The 15,855-nt window shown below is 63.1% G+C and carries 20 protein-coding genes and 1 pseudogene; 9 read left to right on the top strand and 12 right to left on the bottom strand.

The window, feature by feature from the left end; translation table 11 throughout:
* Window positions 1–228: 228 nt before the first annotated feature.
* Together AC5RUQ_RS15275 and AC5RUQ_RS15270 are read right to left on the bottom strand one after the other, a co-directional pair.
* Window positions 229–996, bottom strand: coding sequence for a VldE C-terminal domain-containing protein (locus tag AC5RUQ_RS15275; protein ID WP_493948206.1), 768 nt, complete (start codon window positions 994–996; stop codon window positions 229–231).
* 597 nt (window positions 997–1,593) lie between these two features.
* Window positions 1,594–2,322, bottom strand: coding sequence for an HNH endonuclease family protein (locus AC5RUQ_RS15270; protein ID WP_493948205.1), 729 nt, complete (start codon window positions 2,320–2,322; stop codon window positions 1,594–1,596).
* A gap of 420 nt (window positions 2,323–2,742) precedes the next feature.
* Between AC5RUQ_RS15270 and AC5RUQ_RS15265 the strand changes: the two genes are divergently transcribed.
* Window positions 2,743–3,750, top strand: coding sequence for a hypothetical protein (locus tag AC5RUQ_RS15265; protein ID WP_493948204.1), 1,008 nt, complete (start codon window positions 2,743–2,745; stop codon window positions 3,748–3,750).
* A 111-nt stretch (window positions 3,751–3,861) separates the two neighbouring features.
* On the opposite strand, the gene AC5RUQ_RS15260 is transcribed toward AC5RUQ_RS15265, so the two are convergent.
* From AC5RUQ_RS15260 to AC5RUQ_RS15250, 3 genes are read right to left on the bottom strand one after another with little or no spacing between them, the layout of a single operon-like run.
* Entirely contained in the window at window positions 3,862–4,788 is a 927-nt protein-coding gene (locus tag AC5RUQ_RS15260; protein WP_493948203.1) for a ferredoxin family protein, read from the bottom strand.
* Complete coding sequence (locus tag AC5RUQ_RS15255; protein WP_493948440.1) at window positions 4,778–5,944, bottom strand: cupin domain-containing protein; 1,167 nt, start codon at window positions 5,942–5,944, stop codon at window positions 4,778–4,780. Before AC5RUQ_RS15255 ends, AC5RUQ_RS15260 begins: the two co-directional genes overlap by 11 nt.
* A gap of 39 nt (window positions 5,945–5,983) precedes the next feature.
* Window positions 5,984–6,259: a BatC protein gene (locus AC5RUQ_RS15250; protein WP_493948202.1), complete on the bottom strand. Its 276-nt coding sequence runs from the start codon at window positions 6,257–6,259 to the stop codon at window positions 5,984–5,986.
* 413 nt (window positions 6,260–6,672) lie between these two features.
* Between AC5RUQ_RS15250 and AC5RUQ_RS15245 the strand changes: the two are divergent.
* Both AC5RUQ_RS15245 and AC5RUQ_RS15240 read left to right on the top strand, forming a co-directional pair.
* A pseudogene (locus AC5RUQ_RS15245) lies at window positions 6,673–6,885 on the top strand (response regulator); the annotation flags it as partial.
* 9 nt (window positions 6,886–6,894) lie between these two features.
* The gene (locus AC5RUQ_RS15240) at window positions 6,895–7,023 is read left to right on the top strand and encodes a hypothetical protein (RefSeq protein WP_493948201.1); all 129 of its coding nucleotides are present in this window, start codon (window positions 6,895–6,897) and stop codon (window positions 7,021–7,023) included.
* Between the two features lie 218 nt (window positions 7,024–7,241).
* On the opposite strand, the gene AC5RUQ_RS15235 is transcribed toward AC5RUQ_RS15240, so the two are convergent.
* The 6 genes from AC5RUQ_RS15235 to AC5RUQ_RS15210 form a co-directional block, all read right to left on the bottom strand.
* Window positions 7,242–8,027: a DUF2382 domain-containing protein gene (locus AC5RUQ_RS15235; protein ID WP_493948200.1), complete on the bottom strand. Its 786-nt coding sequence runs from the start codon at window positions 8,025–8,027 to the stop codon at window positions 7,242–7,244.
* A 72-nt stretch (window positions 8,028–8,099) separates the two neighbouring features.
* Window positions 8,100–8,561 carry a DUF4383 domain-containing protein gene (locus AC5RUQ_RS15230; RefSeq protein WP_493948199.1) on the bottom strand — a complete coding sequence of 154 codons (462 nt, stop codon included), beginning with the start codon at window positions 8,559–8,561 and terminating at the stop codon, window positions 8,100–8,102.
* Window positions 8,498–9,202 carry a MarR family winged helix-turn-helix transcriptional regulator gene (locus AC5RUQ_RS15225; protein WP_493948198.1) on the bottom strand — a complete coding sequence of 235 codons (705 nt, stop codon included), beginning with the start codon at window positions 9,200–9,202 and terminating at the stop codon, window positions 8,498–8,500. The genes AC5RUQ_RS15230 and AC5RUQ_RS15225 overlap by 64 nt, the downstream gene beginning before the upstream one ends.
* Window positions 9,199–9,894, bottom strand: coding sequence for a DUF3618 domain-containing protein (locus AC5RUQ_RS15220; protein WP_493948197.1), 696 nt, complete (start codon window positions 9,892–9,894; stop codon window positions 9,199–9,201). The genes AC5RUQ_RS15225 and AC5RUQ_RS15220 overlap by 4 nt, the downstream gene beginning before the upstream one ends.
* Entirely contained in the window at window positions 9,891–10,322 is a 432-nt protein-coding gene (locus AC5RUQ_RS15215; RefSeq protein WP_493948196.1) for a phage holin family protein, read from the bottom strand. The genes AC5RUQ_RS15220 and AC5RUQ_RS15215 overlap by 4 nt, the downstream gene beginning before the upstream one ends.
* Window positions 10,319–11,104, bottom strand: a complete 786-nt coding sequence (locus AC5RUQ_RS15210) for a hypothetical protein (RefSeq protein WP_493948439.1) — start codon at window positions 11,102–11,104, stop codon at window positions 10,319–10,321. Before AC5RUQ_RS15210 ends, AC5RUQ_RS15215 begins: the two co-directional genes overlap by 4 nt.
* Before the next feature lie 238 nt (window positions 11,105–11,342).
* Between AC5RUQ_RS15210 and AC5RUQ_RS15205 the strand changes: the two genes are divergently transcribed.
* A complete protein-coding gene (locus tag AC5RUQ_RS15205) occupies window positions 11,343–11,567 on the top strand; it encodes a hypothetical protein (protein ID WP_493948195.1) in 225 nt (74 codons plus the stop codon).
* 224 nt (window positions 11,568–11,791) lie between these two features.
* Here AC5RUQ_RS15205 and AC5RUQ_RS15200 read toward each other — a convergent pair whose 3' ends face one another.
* The gene (locus AC5RUQ_RS15200; protein ID WP_493948194.1) at window positions 11,792–12,490 is read right to left on the bottom strand and encodes a TetR/AcrR family transcriptional regulator C-terminal domain-containing protein; all 699 of its coding nucleotides are present in this window, start codon (window positions 12,488–12,490) and stop codon (window positions 11,792–11,794) included.
* Window positions 12,491–12,669: 179 nt separating this feature from the next.
* On the opposite strand from AC5RUQ_RS15200, the gene AC5RUQ_RS15195 reads away from it, so the two are divergent.
* From AC5RUQ_RS15195 to AC5RUQ_RS15175, 5 genes are all read left to right on the top strand, one after another.
* The gene (locus AC5RUQ_RS15195; RefSeq protein WP_493948192.1) at window positions 12,670–12,948 is read left to right on the top strand and encodes a hypothetical protein; all 279 of its coding nucleotides are present in this window, start codon (window positions 12,670–12,672) and stop codon (window positions 12,946–12,948) included.
* 224 nt (window positions 12,949–13,172) lie between these two features.
* Window positions 13,173–13,424 carry a hypothetical protein gene (locus AC5RUQ_RS15190; protein WP_493948191.1) on the top strand — a complete coding sequence of 84 codons (252 nt, stop codon included), beginning with the start codon at window positions 13,173–13,175 and terminating at the stop codon, window positions 13,422–13,424.
* A 303-nt stretch (window positions 13,425–13,727) separates the two neighbouring features.
* Complete coding sequence (locus AC5RUQ_RS15185; protein ID WP_493948190.1) at window positions 13,728–13,886, top strand: hypothetical protein; 159 nt, start codon at window positions 13,728–13,730, stop codon at window positions 13,884–13,886.
* Window positions 13,887–13,980: 94 nt separating this feature from the next.
* On the top strand, window positions 13,981–14,880 hold the full coding sequence (locus AC5RUQ_RS15180; RefSeq protein ID WP_493948189.1) for a diacylglycerol/lipid kinase family protein: 900 nt from the start codon (window positions 13,981–13,983) through the stop codon (window positions 14,878–14,880).
* A 96-nt stretch (window positions 14,881–14,976) separates the two neighbouring features.
* Window positions 14,977–15,750, top strand: coding sequence for an alpha/beta fold hydrolase (locus AC5RUQ_RS15175; protein WP_493948187.1), 774 nt, complete (start codon window positions 14,977–14,979; stop codon window positions 15,748–15,750).
* Window positions 15,751–15,855: the final 105 nt, after the last annotated feature.

Below are 15,855 nucleotides of genomic sequence, written 5' to 3'. Positions count from 1 at the left end.
TTTGATCAGTAATCCGTCTGCCGTTGCCAGGGCATTGCCCTGGATGGTTGTGTCCCACCAGACCTCGCCAGTCGCTGTCGACCATGACCTTCTCCATGCGGCAGCTTCCAGCCCCGGAACCCTTATCGATGAGGTACCTCAGATCCTGTGGCTAGGCAGCCCCAACGAAGACCACGTAAACGCCCGGCTGGAGCATCCAGCTGGGCGTTACTCATTGCGGTCTGGACTTCAGTTGGGACTTCCACCCAGAACGTCTACGTGTACATGGTCGAGGTGGCGCAGGATGTCGTTGCCCGGCTTTGGTGCATCGTAGTTCTGCCATCGCCCTCGGGAGCTGTAGACGCTCCAGAACCGGTCGTCGAAGATGACGTATTGGATGTTCAGGTCCTCGGCATGGGCGACGAGCCAGTGGGCCAGTATCCATCCCTGACGCCGATTTTCCTCGGTCACCGGGCGGTAGAAGATGTCAATCGCCCGGCCGTCGTAGTGCGTGGAGTCCGCTCCGTGTCCCTGCCCGATGCCACCCGGGGCGAATCCGCCCAGGCTTTGGTCGCCGAACACCTCTGTCATGGCGTCGCGCACCTGTTCGGCGCGCGGTGTCAGCCCGGTGGCAGTCAGTTGTTGTTCCTGCAGGTCCCTGGCGGCCGAGCCCCGGCAGCTCAGGGTAGGGCCGGCGTCGTCAGCTGGGCCGCCGGCGAGCCGCTGCAGTACCGCCTCATTGATGCTGGATGTGTCCGGTGCCTCCATCCCGCGCGCTTGGAGCGCGACGGCGGTGGTTGCCAGCTGCGCCTCCGCACGGTCGAGACCGACTTCTCCCTCGGAAGTTTCTACCGTGCATTCCGGGGGCAGCAGCACCGGGGTGATCTCGGTGCGTAAGCCACTGAACACGCCGGGCCCGAAGAGCACCAGTGTCGACGCAAGCACCCCGAGCAGCAGCAGGCCTAAGAGCAGCCGAAGCGGGCCGCGCCGGGTCCGATGCGCATGATTGTGGGTCAACACGAGAGCAAACGTGCAGACCGCACGGAGACCCCATGGAGGCCGGGAGCGGCCAGCTCACAGGCCCACGCCGACGCGAAGACTCCGGGGCCTATAACAGCAGTTTCGTTTCCGATGACGTGTCCCTCTCGTTACGTGGCAGTGATCCACTCATAGCACCTTGTCCTGCGACTTACGTCATCCTTGGAGCCTGCTCTTCACGCGGATGAAAAGGGCGGCCAGTGCAAATGCGAGGAAGGACCCCGTCAGGAGGGCCAGGACCGCCAGCGCCGGGTTCACACGCCCCCGTGACGTCGAGCCCCCGCCGACTGCAGCGCCTTGGAGGAAGACCACGACAGCAGGGAGCCGGCGGCGATGGTGCCGTCTGAGACCGCGTGCAGCTCCCGATCTCCATGGCTCCTTATGAGCCGCGTTGAAGTAGCAAGAAAAACCCATGAACGGGGAATTACTGGGCTCAGAAATAGGTGCGGGACGGGCTGGCTGCCTTGCTGATGGTCTCTCTGGCCCATGGACTATTGACCCCATCAGCATCGGCAAATGTTTGTACCACTGCTATCGGCTGCGCGCCGGAATCGCCTGGCCCCAAGTCGATGGGACCTATTTGCAGCCCCCGAGAAGACCGGCGATGGCGTCGTGCTCGGCTTGAGTGACCCAGAGGCTGTATTTGGCCTTGACTGCAGTTTGGCGGGCGACGTATTCGCATCGGAAAGCTTTGTTCGGCGGAAGCCATGTAGCTGCATCTTTGTCACCTTTGGCACCGTTGGTAGGGCCATCGGCGGCCATGAGATTCAGCGGGTCATTGGCGAGTTCCTTGCGTTGGTCAGCGTTGAGCTGCTGTGCGCCCTTTTGCCAAGCGTCGCTGAGGGGAACGATGTGGTCGATCTGGACGTCGGAGCTCGTGTCCTGGCCGCGAGTGAAGGTAATCGTGGTGCCGGTGTACTTATCGGCCAGGGTCCCTGTCAGGACCACGCAGTTGTTGGTGCCTTGCTTGAACGTTTCGCTCGTCAAGTCCCGGGCCAAGATGTCATTGCGGGTGTCACAACCGTTGCGGTCAACGTCCGCCCAGGCCGGTCCAAACTCATCCCGGGTATAGCCGGTCTTCGGGGCGCGCCCTTTCACCGGGATGCCCTCCAATTGGGCAAGGGCGTTGGCGGCCTCAATGGCAAAGGACGGGTCTGCCGGGGCTGGCGCATCGGCTGCATTGCGTGGGGCCGACCCGAGGACCTCAAGGGCGTTGGCGGCAGCGTCACAACCAACTAATGACCCAGCCAGCATCATCGCAGCGACACTGGTCAGGACTTTGGCGGAATAACAGGTGGTCTTCATGGTCCTTCTGGTTATATGGCGTCACCCCACGCTAGCTTCGACCACCACCTGTGGCAGGTAACCGAGTCCGTGGTGCCTGCCACACGTCCGCATCCTTAGTACTCTGCGGAGGTCCGCTTTCGAGGGCCAATGGTTGCCTCAGCTGTTCAAACCATGGACCCACGGTGTCGCAGGCGCTGATGACGTGACGTTCACCGCGGTTGCCGCGAACGCCTCCAACCATTAGGTGCTGGTCTTCCAGTCATCAGCCCGTTGCGGGCGGCGGCGCGGACGCTACGGCCACCGCGCAGCGGTTCATGCTTTGGATCGACACGGGCACAAACGTCCAAATTGTCCCGAATGGCAGCGACGTAACCATAGCGTGGGACGCGTTCCAATCACATCTTCAAGCTGTAGGGGAAAGATCACATGATTCGGAAAATGCGAAAGATCCTGTCCGCCCTGATCGGGGCGTTGCTGGTGGCCGTCTTCCTTGGCCCGGTCAGTCCGGCCCAAGCGGCCGGATATCGATGTATCGGCGCGCCGGCGGATGACCCGGGAGCCGCAGGCCTTGGTACAGGCATGTACCCTGAGCCGCGGACTTTCCTTGAAGCACAGTCGTGGTGGTCGGACCATGGGACTCACGCCCACCTGGGGGCATGCCTGCCTGCTGATCAGACCGTCAGGACTGGTGGCACGGTACTTACGGCCCACTGGCGGATCGACATGCACGGCATGAACGGTTACCTGCACCGGCTCACGCAAGAGGTCGCAACCGACAGCTGTTCTGCCTGCGGCGAGAAGGCCACCTTTTACAACGCCGACTCCACGAAGTTCAGGGGACCTGGCATCTTTTGGGTGACCACGTCCTTCGACGTTGGCACAGCCGATAAGACAGGGTGGCAGCAGGTGCAGAACCGGTTCGAGATAAAGGTTGCTGACGGGACGGTGCGCCCGGCCATCCGCTACATGGCTAATATCCAGCACGGCAAGACGGTGGACCACTATAACCGCCACGACACGAACGGCTACGGGTGGCACACCAACACCGCGTACGCTTACGCCCGGCTGAAGTCCAGCACGTCTTCCTACTCGCCAACGCTGCCTTACGCGCCGGTCAAGGGCAATTACTCCTTTATCGCCTCGCACGAGACGACCACCGATGGAGTGAGCAAGAACATCACCGGTTGGATGGTGTCAGTGGATCCGAAGCTTCACGCGGATCCGCCTTCCACTGGACTTGTCCTTGGCAGCGGCACCACGGCCTGCGCTCCTACCGTCAAAGGCACCTGCCATGGCCCCCGTAATGTCGTGTGGACCATCGATACGACGCAACTCACGGACGGCGTGCATTTCGTGACCATCTTCACGCACCAAAAGGACTCGTCCACCAAGGAGAACACTGGCGTGTTCAAGTACCCCATCATTGTGGACAATATCCCCGGCTAAACCTGACGTAGGGGTGCCAGCCGTGGCAGATGCTTTTTGGCCCGGCTGGCACCCCTGTGGTTCTTGGCGCGGCGATGAGTGCACACGAACTGCCTTCGGTAAACCTGTCCTTTAGACTGCGCGGATCGACATGAGCTCGTAGACAATAGCCGAGCTCATTGCCGGCCCGCGGCAGGTCAGTTGGCGCGGCGGGGCGTGGCGGGCCCGCAGTTCGACGTCGACGCGCGCCGGGTGAGGCGGGCTGCCGGTGATGCGGATTCGCCAGTAATCGCCGTCGCGGGAGGTCTCCACAACCGCATAATCGTTCCGGCCGGCCGGGCCGAAACGTCCGAGCGTGGCTGCGACAGCGGCCTGCTGTGCGGGGAAGAGGTCCGTGTAACCGCGCAAGTACTCCGCGTGGATGCGGGCGGCGAGGTGTTCTTCGATCGTGGCCACGGACGACTCAGCGCCCAGATTTCCGTAGTACACGCCGTCGGGCGCGACAACGACATTGCCTGCGAACCTGTCACCGCCTACATGCGAGCATTCCCACACCAGCTCCGGCCAGCGCTCAGTCAACGCACGTCCCACAGGCCGTCCCCACACGGCGCAGCACTGGTCACGTTGACTGTGGGTGCACACCAGGATGACGGGCGGATGGCCGAGTTTTCCGGGGCCGCTGAGAGCTGTGGCAATCTCCGCCAGATCCTCATGCCGGCTCCACGTCCCCCATTGCTGACGATAGGCCCCGGAGTTCTCACGGCGCAGCACGGCCCAATGGCTCTTACCTTCACGCCATCGGGGGCCGGGCCGCCTTACCAGCAGCACCCGCGCCCGCGCCGCCTTGGCGGCGGAGAGCACGCTGGCTTTGGTCCCTGGCTCAAGATCGAGCCCCTCGAAGCCATTGAGCGGCCACCCGCCCCGGTACTCAATGAGGACCCAGACGACACCGTGCGGCGCCGTGCCGGCAATCGGGTCGCCGCGCAAACGGGCGCCATCAGAACAGAAAAAGCGCTTGGCGGCCGCTGCGGCCTGGTTATTGGTTAGATTACTGTTCAACGGGAACGAGGACCCCCGCGCGCAGTAGTCTTCCAACGAGTTCGACGCCGAGATCACCCGCGGTGTGAGTCTCCCCGTCCAGGGCGCACATCACAGACGGCAGCTCGGCGTCCGGGAAGTCGAGCCAACCCACGCGCGTGGTCAGGCGCCGTCCCTCCAGCCGTGCGTCCAGAGCATCGCGAAGCCGCACCACGGACTCGGGGCTTAGGCCGTCGACGGCGGCGAGCTGGGCCAACGGTCCCAGCGGCGCGGGGCGTCCCTGGCCCCGCCGGGTGCGGTGGAACAGGGCAGCAGTATCAGCCTCGGCGAGGGCGGCCGCCAGTCGCCGACGGACGACGTCGATCTCCCCGTTTGGCCCGTCCACGCCCAAGGGCAACGTACGGCGCATCTCGGGATCGTCGCACAGCGCTGCAAGCGCGGCCTGCGCGAGCTGTTCGGCCAATGCGTAGCGGGTCCAGCTGTGGATTCCCAGCGTGAGGTGGATGGAGACCTCGCCCTGCGCCTGGGCAGCATGCAACCAGCCGCGCGGCAGGTAGAGGACATCCCCTGGCTCTAGCGCCGTGTCGATATACGCCGCGCCTTTCGCGGCCTCGGCCACGGCGGAGCGTCGGTCGGTCCAGGGTTGGTCACGCAGCGGATCCGTATGAACCGGCTCATGAATGATCCAGCGCTTTGTCCCCTCGATCTGCAGGACGAAGACGTCGTGCACGTCGTAGTGATCGTCGAAACCCCGGTTTTGAGGCGGCGTGATGTAGGCATTGGCCTGCACCGGATGTCCGAGCTCCGTGCTCAGCCTGCTGCTGAAGTTCGAGACAGGCTCCCAGGTCCGGTGCAGTGCCTGCAGCACGAGCGTGGCGCCATCCGCGAATTTGCGCCAAAGCGCTGTGTCGTCGAGTTGGTCAGAGATGGTGGCGCCGACGCCGGCGGGTGAGGTGAATGATGAGTCGGGAAATGTAGTGCCGTCCTTGGCGACGCGGAGAAAAGGTGTGCGCAGTCCACGGCGCGAGATCAGTTCGTCGACGGCCTCGGCAGAGAAGAGATCGGCGAAGTCGCTTGCCCCACGTGTGAGCAGCGCGGTGCGCCCCCAGACGTCGCCGGCGAACCTCTCACGGCCAATCTTGATCAGGCGTGTCTCCAGGACCCCGCCGCTTTCCAAGGCGTCGGGGTCCTGTTCCGTGCGGGTGGTGCTCAAAATTTAGATGCCCCGTTCTGCGGCTCCCCCGTCGGCACCGCCATCGGCACCGCTGTCAGCTCCTCCATCGGCACCACCGTCGGCACCGCCATCGGCACCGCCATCGGCACCACCGTCGGCACCGCCATCGGCTCCACCGTCAGCACCGCCATCGGCGCCTCCGTTTGCACCGCTGTCAGCTCCTCCGTCGGCACCCCCGTCATGCATGCCGGGGACACCAGCCGCGCCACCGTCCGCGGGGCCTTCCTGCTGGCTCGGATCCTGCTCTGGACTGGTCATGCTTCCTCCCGAGAATCGAATCGCTAGGATCAGCTCCGTCACCGGCACTGATCACCCAACCGGGCGATTCAACGGCACCGCCCGTGATCACCCTAACGGCACGGGCCAGTCCTGGGAACAACCTTCTTTTGATTCAGAACTGGGACAGTCCTATTGGCCGGCCGGCACGGCCATCCCGTCCCCTTTCGGAGATTGAATCCAGTGCGCATCGGCCTCCGGGAAACACTGCTGCCTGCAAGATTGAGCAGCTTCAGAGGCGTCATATCTGCTATGGGCTCGGCACCGCCGTCGGGTGCTCATCCGGCGAGTGTCAACTACGGCACGACCAGCAGTGGTGATCAGCTTCGGCGTGTCGGAAAGGTGCCCGCGTACGAACTTGCCCCTCGGAGAGTGTTCGGTGACCAAGCTTCAGGGCCTGCTTGTCAGATGTGCTCAAGCAGTCGGGCTTCGTTGTTCATCGGGCGTCCTCCGTCAGCGAAGGCGTCGAAGCAGTCAGGGACTACGATCCTGTCATCATCACTATGGACGTTGATCTGCTTGGCTTCGATGGTTTCGAAGCAGCCCGCAGGATTCGTACTTTCAGCGATGCGTATCTGATTAGGATTACGGGCTTGATCGCAGAATAGGACGTGCTGATGGGGCTTGCAGCCGGGGCTGACGATTACCTCGGCAAGCCTTTTCGAGCCCACGAACTCCGTGCCCGAATCGGAGCCATGCTGCGCCGGCCCCGCACCCAACTGGCCAAGATGCCTTCCATGGCCTGACGAGTCGACCGCTGACCGACGCATCAGAAGCCATACGAGATAGCGCTGCTGGTGTTTTCGGGTGAGGCGCCACTCCCTTGCAGCCGTAGCAGCGTCCTGATGAGCCAGCCAACGGCACGTTGGAGCGGTGAAAACGAGCCCAAGGCCCCACCTTCCAGGAATGGGGGCGGGGCCTTGGACTTGCATTGACGGTGCCGGGTGCCCCGGCGGGGCTGGACTTAGCGGCTGGTGCGGCCGTCGTTGTCGAGTTCGATGTTTTCCTTGCGGACTTCTTCGTTGACGGTGACGTTTTCGGTCACGGTGTCTTTGTCAAGGCGGACGCGTTCGACGGGGACGGTTTCCTTCTGCACTACGGGGCGTTCCTCGTGCAGGATCACTTCGTGCTCTTCCTCGCTGATCTTCGGGCCGCTCGTGGCTGCACCAACGTTGGCGTCGGTGATGGGTTCGCGCTCGAGGCGGACCTCTTCACGCTGGACCGGGACGGTCGTGGTGACGTTCTCGGTGACGACATATTTGCGCAGCCGCGCACGGCCGGTGGCTTGCTTTTCGGTGCCGACGTGAAGCTGCTCTTCCGAGCGGGTCATCGCATCATCAGTGGTGGGACCTGAAGTGTCATGACCGACGGCGCCGCGGGAGGTAGTTTCCCGATCGGTGGTGTCCCGTCCGGTGCCGGTGTAGGCGGCTCCGCCGGAGCGTTCGTAGTAGGTGTAGAGCCGGTCTTCTTCTTCCGGTTCGAGGTGCCCGTCAGGGGCGACGCGGGGCGCGTCCTTGACCTTGTCCTTGGTGTACGGCACGACGATGTCGTTGCCATCCTGGGTAGCTGAATCCAGCGGGACGAAGGACTCGTGGGTTCCGAAGAGCCCGGTCTTGACGGTAACCCAGGTCGGTTCCGAGGTGTCGTCGTCAGCGTAGATCTGGCCTATAGACCCGATTTTGCTTCCATCGGAGCCGATGACGTTGCCGCCGGCGGTGGTGAGTGCAGAAAGGTTTTCAGTGTTGAGCATGATGTTTTTCCTTTTCGTGCTGATGAACGGCTTTGGGGATCAGGTTGGGGCGTGTGTTGTCCCCCGGTTGGGTTAGCGGCGCGTGGAGCCTGCGGTGCGGGTGGTGTTGCGGGAGAGAAGGATGGCCAGGGCGATCATGGCGATGCCCAGGACGAAGTGGAGCCAGTTATCGGCAGTGTTGACCGGGACGAAGTTGGCCGGGGTGTCGTGGCCGATGATGAGTCCGTAAAGCCACAGGATGAGGTAGATGACCCCTCCGTAGAGCAGGTAGTTCCTGGACTGATCGTTGGTGCGGGACATCAGGATGCCTGCGACGCCGAAGAGCAGGTGGACGATGTTGTGCAGGATCGAGACCTGAAAGATCCCCAACAGGAGGGCTTCAGAGCCGTGGCCGGCAAAGGAGAGGGCTTCATAGTTGCTCGTGATGCCCGGGATGAAGCCAAGCACGCCGACCAGAAGGAAGACAGCGCCTACTGCCTGGGCTGCTTTTTGAAGGGTTGTTTTGGGTCCGGAAGTCCGGTTCGTAGCAGCCAAGTATCTGCTCCTTTTTCAGTGTGAAGCGCATGGTTTGGATCCTGCGTGTTGCGCGAACCTGAGGATGCTATTGCCCGCCCTTGGGAGGGTCCGTGCCGTACACCACGGCTCGGCTCGGCGTTCCTGAGGTGGCGGATATGTTGCTCCAGCTGATTGCGGAACGACTCCTCATCTGCCGCTTCAACTTCCGTCTCAGCGCGAATGAGGTTTTCAGCGGCGGAAAGGATGTCACGTCCCTGCTCGGTGAGGCAGATGTCGGCGCTCCTGCCATCCCTGGCCGGCTCCTTGGTCAGAAGCCCCAGGCTTTGGAGGCGCCGCACGACCCTGCCCAGGCTTTGCCTGCTAACGCAGAGAATGGCGGCGAGATCGGTGACAGTGGTGGGCTCCAGTTCCGCTGCTGTCTCCAACGCGTCCAGGGATCCAGTGGTCAGCCCGAGCCGGGCAAGCCGGCGGTTAAGCCGCCGCTCATTGAGCCGGGCCGCGACACTGACCAGCCGGTACGTAGCCCACTGGTCAGGAGCCGGGCCGGGACGGGACTTCATGTGCCGCGGGCCGCCGGCAACCGGTACCTGCTGGTCCGGGTCCGGTGGCCGCCCCGCCGGGTCGCGGGGCGGCTCCGAAACCCTGTCCGGGGCACTCACGTGCTTTGGACGGTGTCCTTGGCCTCTGCCGCACGGTCTTTGACGTCCGTAACGGCGCCTTGGCCTTCGGCCTTGACGTTCTGCACGCCGTCGGCGGCGGTCGCCTTGACGCTTTCCATGGCTTCTTGGGCTGGTTCCCTCAGATCCTGAACCATGTCCTTGGCCGCGTCAGTGACCTGGGTGGCGAGGGGCTCGGCAGCGGTTTTGAGCTGCTGGGCTGCTTCGCGTTCCTTTTGGCTGGCCGGGATCAGGGAGGATATGAGCATTCCGGCGCCGAACGCGATCAGGCCCGCGGCCATCGGGTTACCCTGGGCTTTGGCCTTCACCTGTGCCGGTGCGGCGGAGATCGCGGTCCCGGCGTCGGAGAGTTTGGCTGCAACGCTTTCCCCGGCACCGTGGAGGGAATCGCCCGTGCTGTGCAGGGCGTTCCCGGTGTGGCCGGCGCCTGAGGAGACCTTGTCCCCTACAGTGGACACCTTGTCACCAACAGCGGAGGTTGCGGAGTCGGCTGCTCCCATGACTTTGTCCTTCACTCCTGCGACGGCGTCCTTGACGCTGCTCCTGACCTTGTCGGTCTGGCGCTGGACGACGTTCGCCGGGGTGACTTTGTCGGCGAGGGCGTCCACGTTGGTGCCCAGGCGTGCGCGGGTTTCTTCAATGTCTTGGCGGATTGCGTCCGGGTTTTCGCTCATCGGTTTACCTCACCTGGTTTGAGAGTTTCGGGGATTTCGGAAAGTGTTTCGCCTGTTTGTGGCAGGCCTTTGATTTGTTTGAGTTCCTTGCGGCCGATCGAGGCCAGGACCGCGGCGATGATGCCCCAGATCACGGCGACGATCACGGCGGCCCAGCCCAGCGGCATCAGGGCGCCCAGGGCGAACATCAGTCCCAGGGACAGGAAGAGCAGGACGAAATGTCCGGCGACGCCGGCGCCGGCGAGCATGCCGCCGCCCTTGCCTGCCTTGGTGGCGGACTGCTTGGCCTCTGCCTTCGCGAGTTCAACTTCCTGGCGCATCAGGGTGGACAGGTCACGGGTCACATCACCGAGCAGGTCACCCAAGGAGGTGTTGTCTGCCTTCAGATGCGCTGCGCTTGGGGCAGGCTCCGGAATTTGGCTGCTCACAGGTGGCGTCCTTCCTTCGACGTGTAGGGGTCATCCTCGAGCCGGAGCGGCGTGTCTTCCGCCGTGCCGGAGGGCAGCGATGAAGTCGATACCGGAGCGCCTGCGCGGATGACGGGCTCATCATAGAAACCGGCCGGGCCGCCGGTGGCAAAAGTTGTGTTTTGCCCGACCGGAGCCGGACCGGAGCGCTGAGAAGCGAAGGACTGGGCGCCGCCCTGGGAGTCTGGAGCACCCGACTGGAGGCCGCGTCCGAACCGGCCAACGAGGATACCTGCCCCCGCTGCCAGCAGCAGGAAGGTGCCCGGCTTGCGGCGGGCGAAGGACTGGACATCCGCCAGAAGTGCTGCCGGGTCCTTGCCTTCAACCCAGGAAGCAACCGTAGAGGTGCGCTCGGCTGCCTGACGGATCAGGTCACTGGCAATGCCCTGCTGCTCCGGGGCCTCGGCCATGGTCTGCAACTGGTCCGAGAAGGTCCTGATGCCCTCTGCGGCCTTCTGCTGCTGGGTGCCGGCCTGGCTGGAAAGACCCGACTTGGCCTGGGACAGCAGGTCCTTTGCGCTGGACTTTGCCTCGGAAGCGACGTTCGCGACTTCTTCCTTCGCGGTCTGGGCAACGCCCTGCGCTGCAGAGGCTGCATGCCCGGCTACGTTTGAAGCCTCTTCCTTCGCGGCGTCCTTCTTCGAGACGGACCCGCCGTCAGAGGCCGGGCTTGTTCCGATGGTGGTGATGTCCGCATCCTGCGAGGAGGATCCGGGGACGTTGGTCCACTGATTTTCCGTCATCATGCTCTCTTTCCTTCATAGTCAGCTGCTGTAGACGAACCAGCACTCCCCGCAATAGTAAGCATGATTACTAAAAAATAGTAAGTAGCCTTTCTAATCAGGGAATGGTTTGTCCTGCAGCCCCGGGCGGTGCCGACGTCGGTAATTGCCACCGGCCGCCCGCAGCTGGCAACGTAGAAGGCGTCCGGAGCAGTAGGAGCGCCGCAGAGCGGCAACCCAATGGTGAAGGAGGTACCCGATGGAGGATCCACGAAGCGTGGCACGAGCATTGGCCCAAAAGGACCCGGGCTGGGTGAAGGATCTGTGGTTGAAGTACTGGGCCCACGGTGGATCTGCAGACATGTTCGAGTTCGATTCCTACCTGCGCGGCCTCACCGAACGGGACCCGTTCGAGCTGAGGATTCTTGCCTGGGCAATCGATGACTTATCCCACGATGCGCCTGCCCAAGACTGGGTCACATGAGGCCATTCCCTCACCTCTGGTTCTTTGCATGATTACCATCCCGTGTTGTCTCCGCCTGGCGGCCCCAAACCAGCACGACATTCGGCTGTAAGTTCGGCGGCTGAAGCATGAAGATTGGCCCGTGCGCGCAAATTCACGGGAAATGTGGCCACGCACTGGGGACCAGCACACCGGACCCGCCGGGACGGACAATTTAGGACACCCTGAACCTGCTACGCCCTGGTTCAGGACTGGTGGGTCGTTAGTTGGTTGCTGAGCCCCGAGAGCAGGATGCTAAGTCCTTGGTCGAGTTCTGCGGCGCCGTCATATTCGGCCAGGACCGGCCCCAATGCCCGCAGGTGGGGAAAGTCTTTGGCCGGCAGGCGGTGCAGGCCAAGACGCAGGATCGCTTCGCTTTCGTCCGGGTCCACAATATATTCCTGCAGTTCGTTCAGAATGTGCCCGTAGAGGAACCCGTAGTAGGCGCGGTAGACGTGAAGGGCTGTTGCCGGGGTGAAGCCGGCCTCGATCAGCAGCGCCAGGATCTGCTCCAGTGGCCGCAGTGTCCCCAACGGGCGCAACCCCAGTGGTGTGGAGAGTGGCCGGGTAACCAGCAACGGCACCACATTGGGGTGCCGCAGGGCCAGGAGCCGGAGATCATGGGCGATCTTGCGCAGCTGGGCCTGCCAGTCCGGGTCATCGGGAAAGATGGCCAGTTCGTCAAAAACCATTTCGGAGACCCCGTCCAGCAGGGCTGCCCGGTTGGCCGCGTAGCGGTAAAGGCTCATGGGATCGCATTGCAGCTCCTGGCCCAAGCGACGCATCGACAATGCTTCCAGGCCATCGTTGTCCACAAGCGTCAGAGCCGTGGAGAGCACGAGTTCCCTGCTCAGGCGCGCTTTCGGTGCACCTGCTGAACTCTTGGATTCTGCGGGGGAAGCCATGGCCGGGTCCGTCCTGTTGTTTGCGTCAGGCCCACCCATTTAGAGATACGTAAGCTTGCTTATTAAGCAGTCTACATGTAAAGTCTACATTGTAGAGAAGTTGTCGACATGGTTTCAGTAAAGGGATCAGGGTTTGCATGGCCGCCACGGCCGCTCACATCACCGTCTCAGGAGAACCATTGACTACGCACACCCAGAACGAGCACTCCACCACTGCTGTCCGCAATGCCAATGACATCAAGATTTCGACCCGGACCCTTGAGTTCGCGGTCTATGTTGCGGCGGTCATCGCCACGATCATCACCGCAACAGTTGTTGGGGACGACGCCAGCGAAAACGGTGTTGACGTGTTCAACGCCAACGACGCAATGCAGTACATCACTTTCCTCACGGTCGGCCTGATGGTGGCCCGCGGCCTCGCGAAGGCCGGCAACCGGGTCAGCAACAACCACGCCTAAACATGCGCTCTTCCGGCACCCGTGCCGGAACGAACTGATCCTGGCGCGGCACCGGAGGGTGTTGCGCCAGGACTGTCCTGTCTTACCTTTTTGTTTGGCCTGCCTGGGTTATAGAACCCGATACTTTCGGCAGTACCGCTTGGTGTCCCGTGCAAGGGCACCGGGTTTGAGGCCGCTGTAGCCGAACGGCGGAGAATTTGCACCGTGTTTGAAAAGAGCCGTTCATGGCGCATTCGCAATTTGACCAGTTCCTCCAGGAAGCCACCTACCGTGATCCGCAGTCCGATTCGACTCTTGACGGTGATTCCTTCTACGGCCTTTACACCAGCTGGTGCCACGTCTCCCGCCATTCCCCCCGGCCGGAGCACACCTTCTGGGCCGCGATGAAGCAACGCGTCCATTCCGGGCAGTGCCTGCGCATGAGGGGTCCGGCGGCAGCGGACTACATCCTGAACAGCTACCGGGCTGTCGTCTGACCCCCGATGACCACAACGACCAATACTTACGTCCCCCGTGGCGTGCACCAGGCGCGCGGTCAACATCCGTGGTGCCGGACGTGTGACACCGACCGGCACCTCCTGGTCGAGTCACCGGCTGTCAGAAGCGGACAGGCAGGCACCCTCGCGGTGGCCATCCGCTGCTCGAAATGCCACCGGTCACGTGTACTGGAAACCACCGCAGAACACGTCGCAGGCCTTGCCGCGGCAGCACCCGTTTCGGGCGGAACAGCGGCGCGAACCTCTCCCCAGCCCCCGCCCTACGGCGAAAGGTATAGCCAGATGACGAACAACAACAACACCACTGCGACCGACGCCACTCCCGCCAACGGGCCAGAGACCCCCGCCGTCGAGGACCTCGACCTCACCCCTGCAGGCCTCGCCGACGCACCCGCCCTACAGCAGGATCCCGACAGCCTCGTCCATACCGGAAACAGCTAGGCACCACACAGCCGAGGCCAAATCAGGACTGGACCAGGTGCCGGGGGCGCCACTCATCAATCAACCACAGCGCATAATGACCGCGGAGCGCATCATGACCACTGCACGGACCTTCGAATCAATCGTCATCATTTTCAACCCCAACAGCACCGGCGACGCACCTACACTCGCCGAGCAACTGCGGACAGAGCTCGGAGAGCTTCTCCCCTATGCCGCAGAGATCAGGCTTCAACCCACAGCCCATGCCGGCCATGCCGTCGAGTTGGCAAGGGACGCTGCCCAAACCGGCCGGGACGTACTGGTCGTCTCGGTCAGCGGCGACGGGGGCTATAACGAAGTCGTCAACGGCGTGATGCAATCCGGCAACCCGCACGCGGTATGCGCCGTTTTGGCTGCGGGCAACGCCAACGACCACAGCCGCATCATCGGCACCCAGCCCCTGGAGCACGCCATCGCCGCAGGTGCCGTGCGAAACATCGACCTCCTGCGCATCACCAAGGGCGCAACAGCAGACGCGCCCACAGAGTACGCCCACTCCTACATCGGCTTCGGCCTGACCCCGGTCATGGCAATCGACCTGGAAAAAGGCAGCAAAGGCGCTCTGAAGGAAATGTTCTCCGTCATGCGCACCTTCTCCAAATTCAAGCCTTTCGAAATCCGCCCGACAGAGGGCAAACGCCGGAAGTTCGACAGCCTTGTCTTCGCCAACATCGCCGAAATGGCCAAATACGCCACCCTCAGCGAAGCCGACGACCAGATCTCGGACGGCAAATTCGAAGTCGTGACCTTCCCTCATAGGTCAAAGTTCCGGATCCTGCTGACGGCACTGCGCGCTGCCACCCAAGGCCTGGGAGACCAGCCCAGCGTCAGCAACTACGCCTTCACCACCCTCAAACCCATCCCGTATCAAATCGACGGAGAAGTGAAATCCGTTGAAGCGCACACACGGGTCACCATCGAATCGGCCCCGGCTGCCCTCGCCACCTTGGGCTAACGAACCGATTGAACCGCCCCCTTAGGAATAGGACACCCGGTGCACACCGCAACCGACCAACAACCAGACACTGAATCAACGCGTTACCGTCTGCTCATGCCCGGGAAGGGCCCCCGCCTGACGCCCAGGATTGTTACCACAAGGTCCTTGACCTCACACGTGCACACCCTGACAGGTCCACCGGATTCACCGGGCCCGGTCTTTGTGCTGCTGCACGGCATCGGCATGTCCCACCGCTACTACCGGCGACTGCAGGCCCTTCTGGCCCGTCACGGGAACACCCACGCCATCGACCTGCCCGGGTTCGCCGGAACGCCCACACCGGCCCGGCAGCTCTCGATCGCCGACTACGCAGCCCACACCGCGGCGACACTGGAAAAAATGGGCGCCTCCCGCGTGGTGCTGATCGGGCACTCGATGGGCACCCAGTTCGCGACCGAACTCGCGGTCCAACGCCCCGATTTGGTCTCCCACCTCGTGCTCCTGGGCCCTGTGGTGGACCCGGCCCGGAGGACCGTCCTCCAGCAGAGCCTGTCCCTGGGTCTTGACTCGCTGCTCGAAAGCCCCGCCGGCAATGCCATCGTCTTCCGCGAGTATGCCCGGTCCGGCCTGCGCTGGTACCTCACCGAACTGCCCGTCATGATGACCTACGACCTGAACGCCCGGTTGGCCCTGGCAAACCAACCCACTCTGGTCATCCGCGGATCCCGGGATCCCGTAGCACCCCGGCTCTGGTGCCAAAAACTGGCCGCTACCGCCCCGGATGGGCACTTCCTTGAAGTACCGGGCCAACCCCACATCGTCCAGCACGGCGGTGCCGCCGCCACAGCCGCTGGCATCCTGGCCCTAACTTTCCAGCAGCAGTCCTAGCCTCTCCGTCACTCCAGCCCAGCGGGCAACATGCACCGCCGAGCCATACGAAAAGGCCGGTACCACCCAGACAAGAAGTTGCTTCAAACCACTCTGGAACCGGGA

Source organism: Arthrobacter sp. MDT2-3 (assembly GCF_059090465.1).
The sequence above is the reverse complement of the archived record's forward strand: the minus strand, read 5'-3'. Positions and strand labels throughout refer to the sequence as shown.